Origin of the sequence: Streptococcus sp. 2106, assembly GCF_013277315.1 — a bacterium.
Taxonomy (GTDB): domain Bacteria; phylum Bacillota; class Bacilli; order Lactobacillales; family Streptococcaceae; genus Streptococcus; species Streptococcus pseudopneumoniae.
Genome location: NZ_VMMS01000128.1, coordinates 1 through 3,374 on the forward strand (window position 1 = coordinate 1; position 3,374 = coordinate 3,374).

The 3,374-nt window shown below is 39.6% G+C and carries 3 protein-coding genes; 1 reads left to right on the forward strand and 2 read right to left on the reverse strand.

The annotated features are described in order from the left end of the window. Positions 1-118 precede the first annotated feature (118 nt). Both HT723_RS10840 and HT723_RS10845 read right to left on the reverse strand, forming a co-directional pair. Complete coding sequence (locus HT723_RS10840) at positions 119-826, reverse strand: CPBP family intramembrane glutamic endopeptidase (protein WP_172935190.1); 708 nt, start codon at positions 824-826, stop codon at positions 119-121. 57 nt (positions 827-883) lie between these two features. Further along, positions 884-2,302 (reverse strand): NCS2 family permease, encoded by a 1,419-nt coding sequence (locus tag HT723_RS10845; RefSeq protein ID WP_172935191.1) that lies wholly within the window; start codon positions 2,300-2,302, stop codon positions 884-886. Positions 2,303-2,491: 189 nt separating this feature from the next. Here HT723_RS10845 and HT723_RS10850 point away from each other — a divergent pair, with 189 nt between their 5' ends. After that, positions 2,492-3,304: a Cof-type HAD-IIB family hydrolase gene (locus HT723_RS10850; protein WP_023939141.1), complete on the forward strand. Its 813-nt coding sequence runs from the start codon at positions 2,492-2,494 to the stop codon at positions 3,302-3,304. Positions 3,305-3,374 lie beyond the last annotated feature (70 nt).

A 3,374-nucleotide genomic window follows, 5' to 3' on the forward strand; every position in this document is an offset into this window, starting at 1 on the left:
GCTGCCCTTTTGTATTTTTAAAGTGATAAAGTCGGGATTTTACCATAAAAAGAAAAAGATGGACACGATTGCATTCATCTTTTTCCCAGTAGAAACAAGTAAGCAATTGTCAATAATCTTAAACAGAAATCCCTAATGTCCTACTCAAAATCACCACGAGAGCCAACAAACAGAAAGCAACCCCATTCACAATCATATGAAGTAAGATCGACATTTCCAAACGTTGGGTTTTATAAACTGTCCAAGACAGAACGATCGACATACCTCCATAAATCAATAAAGAAGGTAAATTACTTGGTTGATGCAATAAAGCAAACACAATCGTACCGACTACAAATCCCAAGTTCTCCTTGCCTCGGAAAATCTTTTTAGGAACAATCCCACGACACAAAATTTCCTCACAAATCGGAGCAAGCACGGCTAGCAAGAAGAAACTGGAAATCAGAGAACTATTCTGAACCATATCGTTAATCTGAGACTGGTTAGCTGTTGTGGTCTCATTTGACAGTTGCAACAAGATAGAACCAAGTATATTTAAACAGATAATGACTAAATAACTTAATCCCAAACGTGCCAAATCCTTAGCTCTAAAAAAAGAAAAATTAAAACTTGCTAATTGCGTTTTACGAGCTCCAATAATAAACAGCACCAGAACCACAATTGAAATACCAGCGACTATCAGTCCTGACTGCAACAGTGGTACTGCATTTAAAGTTAAAATAGCAGTAACCGCTAAAGGAATCTGATATAAAATTGTCGCTAGCAAAAAGACCAAAAGCCATCCTGCACGATTCAACAATTCTTTCCACATACTTTTCTCTTCCATCATTCATCTCCTAGACTTTGTATTAAAAAAAGGGGGAAATCCCCCTGGGTAATTCTATTATAAGGCCATGCTGATGTAGTTCAGGATAAACAAGGCATCCAAAATCCAAATCATGACATGAACATCTTTAGCTTGACCTTTGACAAGCTTAGTCAAAGTGTAAGTCAAGAAACCAACTGCAATCCCTTGAGTGATAGAGTAGCTGAATCCCATAAAGATAGATGTGAAGAAAGCAGGAACTGCTTCAGCCATGTCGTCCCAATGGATATTTTTCAAGCTAGCCAACATCATAATCCCAACGATAATCAAGATTGGAGCTGTAGCGGCTGTTGGTACAATCGCTAGAAGTGGGCTAAAGAAGCTTGAGATCACAAAACAGATTGCCACGACCAAGGCTGTCAAACCAGTACGTCCACCTGCACCAATACCAGCAGCAGACTCAACATAAGTCGTTACGTTTGAAGTACCTGCGATGGCACCGACTATCGTTCCAATCAAATCAGAGTAAAGAGCCTTGTCCAATTTGGCTGATTGGTGATTTTCACCATTTGTCGCTACGATACCAACTTTTTCACCTGTACCGATCAAGGTACCAATTGTATCAAAAATATCTGTCAATGAGAAGGCAAGAATGGCCATCAGAGTTTCAGGCAAGCGAGCTGTATCTGAAACCAAAGCTCCCAAACCTTCTGAACCGAGAGCTGCACCAAAGACTGTCTTCAAATCTTCAAAGGCTGCACCAACATGGTTATTAGCAAAATCGATGCTTGACAAATCTACCAAACCAACTGCAATAGCAAGAACAGTTGTTGTCAAGATAGAGAGGATAATTCCCCCTTTAATCCCTTTGATGACAAAGAAGATAGTAATGGCAAGTCCTGCAAGAGCCACTAAAACAGCTGAATTATTAAAGCTGACCAATCCTGGAACTGCTGAAGAGTTTGCTGCAATCGTTGCTTGAGCTTTGTCAGCCCCTTCTCCTACAACAGTATAGTTGCCTGGATCAATCGTAAATTTCAAAAGTCCAGCATTCTTAATCCCTACATAGGCAAGAAAGACACCGATACCAGCTGAAATAGCTGAGCGAAGGGCATTTGGAATCGATTCAATGATCATTTTACGAACATTTGTCAAGGTAATAATCAATGAAATAATCCCACAGATGAAGACCATAGCTAGGGCTTCTTGCCAAGAATAACCAAGCCCGAATACAACTGTAAAGGTAAAGAAGGCATTGAGTCCCATACCTGGTGCTTGGGCATAAGGTAAGTTAGCATAAAAAGCCATCATCAAGGTACCCGCTACTGCACCAATAATCGTCGCTAGGAAGACGCCCTGAGCAGGCATTCCTGTTTGTGAAAGCATTTGTGGGTTTACAAAGAGAATATAGCTCATTGCAAAGAAAGTTGTTAAACCAGCGAGAACCTCTGTACGAACGTCTGTACCGTTCTCTTTTAGTTTAAATAATTTGTCCATCATCAATCTCCTTTTAATTTTTACGAACAATAATAGAATTATATCATTTATCATTCACTTTTTCAATGTCTTTGTTTGATTTGTTTAAGAAATTAATCCAATTTCATTTTTTGTTTGGAATCTGCTTTTCTGCCTGCTTTCTGTTATAATAGAAGACATCTTATCTGAAAACACACTAGAAAGGTCCATATGACGAAAAAAATTATTGCAGTTGACCTGGATGGAACCCTGCTCAACTCAGACAGTCAAATTTCTGACTTTACCAAAAAAACCATCAAAAAAGTTGCTGAAAAAGGCCATCAGGTTATTATTACGACAGGTCGCCCTTACCGTATGTCAAAAGATTTTTACCGTGAACTGGGCTTAGACACTCCTATGATTAACTTCAACGGATCCCTTACTCATTTACCAGACCAAGTTTGGGATTTTGAAAAGTGTTTGACTGTAAACAAAAAATATCTGCTAGATATGGTTCAACGTTCAGAGGACATTCAAGCCGATTTTATCGCTGGAGAATATCGTAAAAAATTCTACATTACAAATCTCAATGAAGAAATTGCCAATCCCAAACTATTTGGTGTAGAAGCTTTCCAGCCTGAAGATCAATTCCAGCCTGAATTGGTGACCAAGGACCCTAACTGTATCCTCTTGCAGACCAGAGCCAGTGACAAATATGCCTTGGCAAAAGACATGAACGCCTTCTACCAGCATCAACTTTCTATCAATACCTGGGGAGGTCCGCTCAATATCCTTGAATGTACCCCAAAAGGTGTCAACAAGGCCTTTGCTTTGGACTACTTGCTCAAGATAATGAATCGCGACAAAAAAGATTTGATTGCCTTTGGAGATGAATACAATGATACCGAAATGCTCGCTTTTGCTGGGAAGGGTTATGCCATGAAAAATGCCAATCCAGAGCTACTCCCTTATGCAGATGAGCAAATTTCTCTGACCAATGACCAAGACGGTGTTGCCAAAACCCTACAAGACTTATTCTTATAACCTATACTGATACTCAATGAGAATCAAAGAGCAAACTAGGAAGCTAGCCGTAGGTTGCTCAAAGCACTGC

Bases quoted from the DNA above. Each gene is read 5' to 3' on its own strand.
- HT723_RS10840 (WP_172935190.1), bottom strand. From the start codon at position 826: ATGGAAGAGAAAAGTATGTGGAAAGAATTGTTGAATCGTGCAGGATGG.
- HT723_RS10845 (WP_172935191.1), bottom strand. From the start codon at position 2,302: ATGGACAAATTATTTAAACTAAAAGAGAACGGTACAGACGTTCGTACA.
- HT723_RS10850 (WP_023939141.1), top strand. From the start codon at position 2,492: ATGACGAAAAAAATTATTGCAGTTGACCTGGATGGAACCCTGCTCAAC.